The organism is Methylobacterium goesingense (genome assembly GCF_022179225.1).
GTDB classification, from domain to species: Bacteria; Pseudomonadota; Alphaproteobacteria; order Rhizobiales; family Beijerinckiaceae; genus Methylobacterium; species Methylobacterium goesingense.
The window spans coordinates 1-3794 of the sequence record NZ_BPQL01000234.1 but is presented as its reverse complement, the minus strand read 5'-3'; the positions used below and the strand labels follow the sequence as shown (position 1 = coordinate 3794).

Annotated in this window: 3 protein-coding genes; 1 reads left to right on the top strand and 2 read right to left on the bottom strand. The window is 70.5% G+C overall.

The window, feature by feature from the left end; all coding sequences use genetic code 11:
• Nucleotides 1-86: 86 nt before the first annotated feature.
• Together MFF30_RS25475 and MFF30_RS25470 are read right to left on the bottom strand one after the other, a co-directional pair.
• Complete coding sequence (locus MFF30_RS25475; protein WP_238283035.1) at nucleotides 87-1448, bottom strand: 8-oxoguanine deaminase; 1362 nt, start codon at nucleotides 1446-1448, stop codon at nucleotides 87-89.
• Nucleotides 1445-2707, bottom strand: a complete 1263-nt coding sequence (locus tag MFF30_RS25470; RefSeq protein ID WP_238283033.1) for a urate hydroxylase PuuD — start codon at nucleotides 2705-2707, stop codon at nucleotides 1445-1447. The genes MFF30_RS25475 and MFF30_RS25470 overlap by 4 nt, the downstream gene beginning before the upstream one ends.
• Before the next feature lie 177 nt (nucleotides 2708-2884).
• On the opposite strand from MFF30_RS25470, the gene MFF30_RS25465 reads away from it, so the two are divergent.
• Nucleotides 2885-3794: LysR family transcriptional regulator (locus tag MFF30_RS25465; protein WP_238283030.1), on the top strand; the 910-nt coding region annotated here is incomplete at its 3' end.

Genomic DNA, 3794 nt, shown 5'->3' with positions numbered 1-3794 from the left:
TAGGGCGAGGCGGTCATCCGAGGGCTCCGTGTCGGGCAGGTGTGGCGAACTTCGCCGAAGCGCGTCAAGGCACCGGCGGCCGGGGCTCAGCGCGCCTCGTCGCGGACGAGGTCGGCCGCCAGCGCGTTGTGGCGGGCGACGAGGCTGCGCGTGTCCAGCGTCGTGAGCCGTCCCTCGCGCACCACGACGCGGCCGTCGATGACGCTCCAGGCCACCCGTTGTGGCGCGCAGAACACCAGCGCGGCGACCGGATCGTGCAGGGCGCCGGCGGTCTCGAGACCCCGCATGTCGAAGGCGACCACGTCGGCCGCCATCCCGGGCGCCAGGACGCCGATGTCGTCGCGGTTGAGCACCTGCGCGCCCCCGAGGGTCGCGATCTCCAGGGCCTCGCGCCCGCTCATCGCAGCGGGCCCGAACCCGACCCGGGCCAGCAGCATGGCCTGGCGCGCCTCACCCAGCATGTGGGAGCCGTCGTTCGAGGCCGAGCCGTCGACGCCGAGCCCGACGCTCACGCCCTCGCAGCGCATCCGCCCCACCGGGGCGATGCCGGATGCCAGTCGCATGTTCGAGCAGGGACAATGGGCGACCCCGGTGCGGGTGCGGCCGAACAGGCGGATGCCCGCCTCGTCGAGCTTGACGCAGTGCGCGTGCCAGACGTCGGGCCCGACCCAGCCGAGCTCGGCCGCGTACTCGGCCGGCGTCATCCCGAACTTCTCGCGGCTATAGGCGATGTCGTTCTCGTTCTCGGCCAGGTGCGTGTGCAGGCCGACGCCGTAGGCGCGGGCGAGTTCTGCCGATTCGCGCATGAGGTCGCGGCTCACCGAGAAGGGCGAGCACGGCGCCACCACGACGCGTCGCATGGCGAAGCGGGCCGGATCGTGCCAGCGCTCGATCAGCCGGCGGGTATCCGCGAGGATCGCGGCCTCGTCCTCCACCACCGCGTCGGGGGGCAGGCCGCCCTTGCTCTGTCCGACGCTCATGGCGCCCCGGGCCGCGTGGAAGCGCATGCCGATTTCCTCCGCCGCCTCGATGGAATCGTCGAGCCGGCAGCCGTTCGGGTAGATGTAGAGGTGGTCGCTGGAGGTGGTGCAGCCCGACAGGATCAGCTCGGCCATGGCCGTCTGGGTCGAGACGCGGATCATCTCCGGGGTCAGGCGCGCCCAGATCGGGTAGAGCGCCTTCAGCCAGCCGAACAGCTCGGCATCCTGCGCGGACGGCACCGCCCGGGTCAGGGTCTGGTACATGTGGTGATGGGTGTTGACGAGGCCGGGCAGCACCACGTGACCCGTCATGTCGATCACCGTGTCGGCCGTCTCGGGCAGGGCGTCGCCCGAGCCCACCGCGACGATCCGGTTGTCCTCGATGTAGACGCTGCCGCCGCGAATCTCGCGCCGCGCCGCATCCATCGTCACGAGAACGTCGGCGTTTCTCAGGAGCAGGGAGGTCATCGCGTGGTGTCCTTCAGCCAGGCCGTGAGAACCTGCCGCTCGTCCGGCGTCATCTCGGTGACGTTGTTGGGCGGCATGTTGTGTGTCAGCACGGCGTGCCGGCGGATCGCCTCGGCCTGCCGGCCGATGGCCGGCCCGCTGTCCAGCCGCACGCCCTTCGGCGCGACCCCGATGCCCTCCCAGGCCGGCTCGGCGGCGTGGCACATGGCGCAGCGTCCCATGACGAGGTCGACGACGTGCTCGGGCGGCGCCGCGGCGGCCACCGCGACCACGGGACCCGCGGAGGCCAGGGTGACGACGGGGGCGGCCTCGGCGAGCGGCGCCAGGCCCAGCACCGAGCGGCCGCCGGCGCTGCCCGCCAGCGCCACCGCGAAGGCGGCGCCGAGCCCCGCCGTGGCGGCGGCCCAGGCCCACCAGGGCGAGCGGCCGTGGTCGGCGTGGCGGACGTTGTAGAAGAACCGGATCACCGCGCCCGAGGCCGTGATCAGCGCCACGATCAGCGGGATCGTCGCGTTCGACCCGAACAGCATCGGGTAGTGGTTCGAGATCATGAGCAGGACCACCGGCAGGGTCAGGTAGTTGTTCTGCGCCGAGCGCTGCTTGGCCTGCTTTCCGAGGTTCGGGTCCGGCCGCTCGGCCCGCATCAGTGCGGCCACCACCTTGCGCTGGTTCGGGATGATGACGAGGAAGACGTTGCCGGCCATCCAGGTCGCCATCAGGGCGCCCGTATGGATCAGGGCGCCCCGGCCGCTGAACACCTGCGCGAAGCCGAAGGCCGCCATCGTGATCACCAGGAGCCCTACCGCCGCGAGCCCGGACTCGCTCTGCCCGATCGGAGAGCGGCAGATGCGGTCGTAGACCAGCCAGCCCAGCGCCAGCGCGCCGATGCCGACGGCCGTGGCGGCCGTGGCGGACAGATCCATCACCGCGGGGTCGACGAGGTAGAGCTTCGACTGCGCGTAGTAGATCCACGCCAGCAGCACGAAGCCCGACAGCCAGGTCGTGTAAGCCTGCCACTTGTGCCAGGTCAGGTCCGGCGAGAGATGTTCCGGGGCGACGAAATACTTGCGCATCTCGTAGAACCCGCCGCCGTGCACCTGCCAGGCGGCGGCGCCCTCCCCGGCCGGGATCTCGGGCGTGCGCTTGAGCGACGCGTCGAGGTGCATGAAGAAGAACGACGAGCCGATCCAGGCCATCGCCGCCACGATGTGAAGCCAGCGCAGCAGCAGGCTTCCCCACTCCCAAACGAAGCTCTCCACGGCTCATCCCTCCGAGTTGCGATCACGATCCTAGCGATGGACGGCGCGTTGTATGCCCGCCGAATTCCTTGTCAGTTTTCGAATTTTTCGTAAGCTGACGGGAGGCCAGGATCGCGGTGCCATGCGATTGTCCTGCCACGCTACGGCTTTCGCCCGAATCGGACCCCGGGGCCTGCGATGTTGTCGCTGGAATCCATCCGCATCTTCATGCGCGCGGCCGAGACCGGCAGCTTCTCGGCGGCCGGGCGCTCGCTGCGGCTGTCACCGTCCGTGATCAGCTACCGCATCCAGACCCTGGAGGAGCATCTCGGCTGCCTCCTCCTGACGCGCACGACGCGGCGGATGAACCTGACGGAGGCGGGCCGGGTTTTCTACGACCGCTGCCTCGACGTGGCGGCCTCCGTCGAGTTGGCGGAGAAGAGCGTCGAGACGCAAGGGGCGGCCCCCCGTGGGACCCTCAAGGTCACGGCGCCCTTGAGCCTCGGCCGGCGCGTGGTGGCGCCCCTGATCCCAGCTTTCCGCGAACGGCACACCGAGGCCGACGTGCACCTGCGCCTCTCCGATCACCTCCTCGACCTCGTGCAGGAGGCGGTGGACGTTGCGGTCCGGCTCTCGCAGATGCGCGATTCGACCTTCACCCTGCGCAAGGTCGCGGATGTGGAGCGGGTTCTGTGCGCGGCCCCAAGCTACCTCGCGGAGAACCCCGCGCCGGAAAGCCCGGCCGAGCTTCTCGACCATTCCTGCCTGTTGCTGCGCTTTCCCGGCTCGGAGCAGTTCCGCTGGACGCTGCTCGACGGCGACGAGGCCCTGACCCTGCCGGTGGCCGGGCGCATCGACGCGGACGACAGCGACGTGCTGACCGAATGGGCCCTGCAGGGCCAGGGCATCGCCCTGAAACCCGTCTACGAGGTGGCGCCCTACCTCGCCGACGGGCGGCTCCTGACGGTGCTGCCGCAGACGCCGCCGACCTCCGTCACCCTCGGGGTGGTGTACCCATCGCGCAAGATGCTGCCGAACCGGGCCAAGACCTTCGTGGAGATGACGACGGAGGCGCTGCGGGCGCATGTGGGCGCGCAGCTCGATCTGA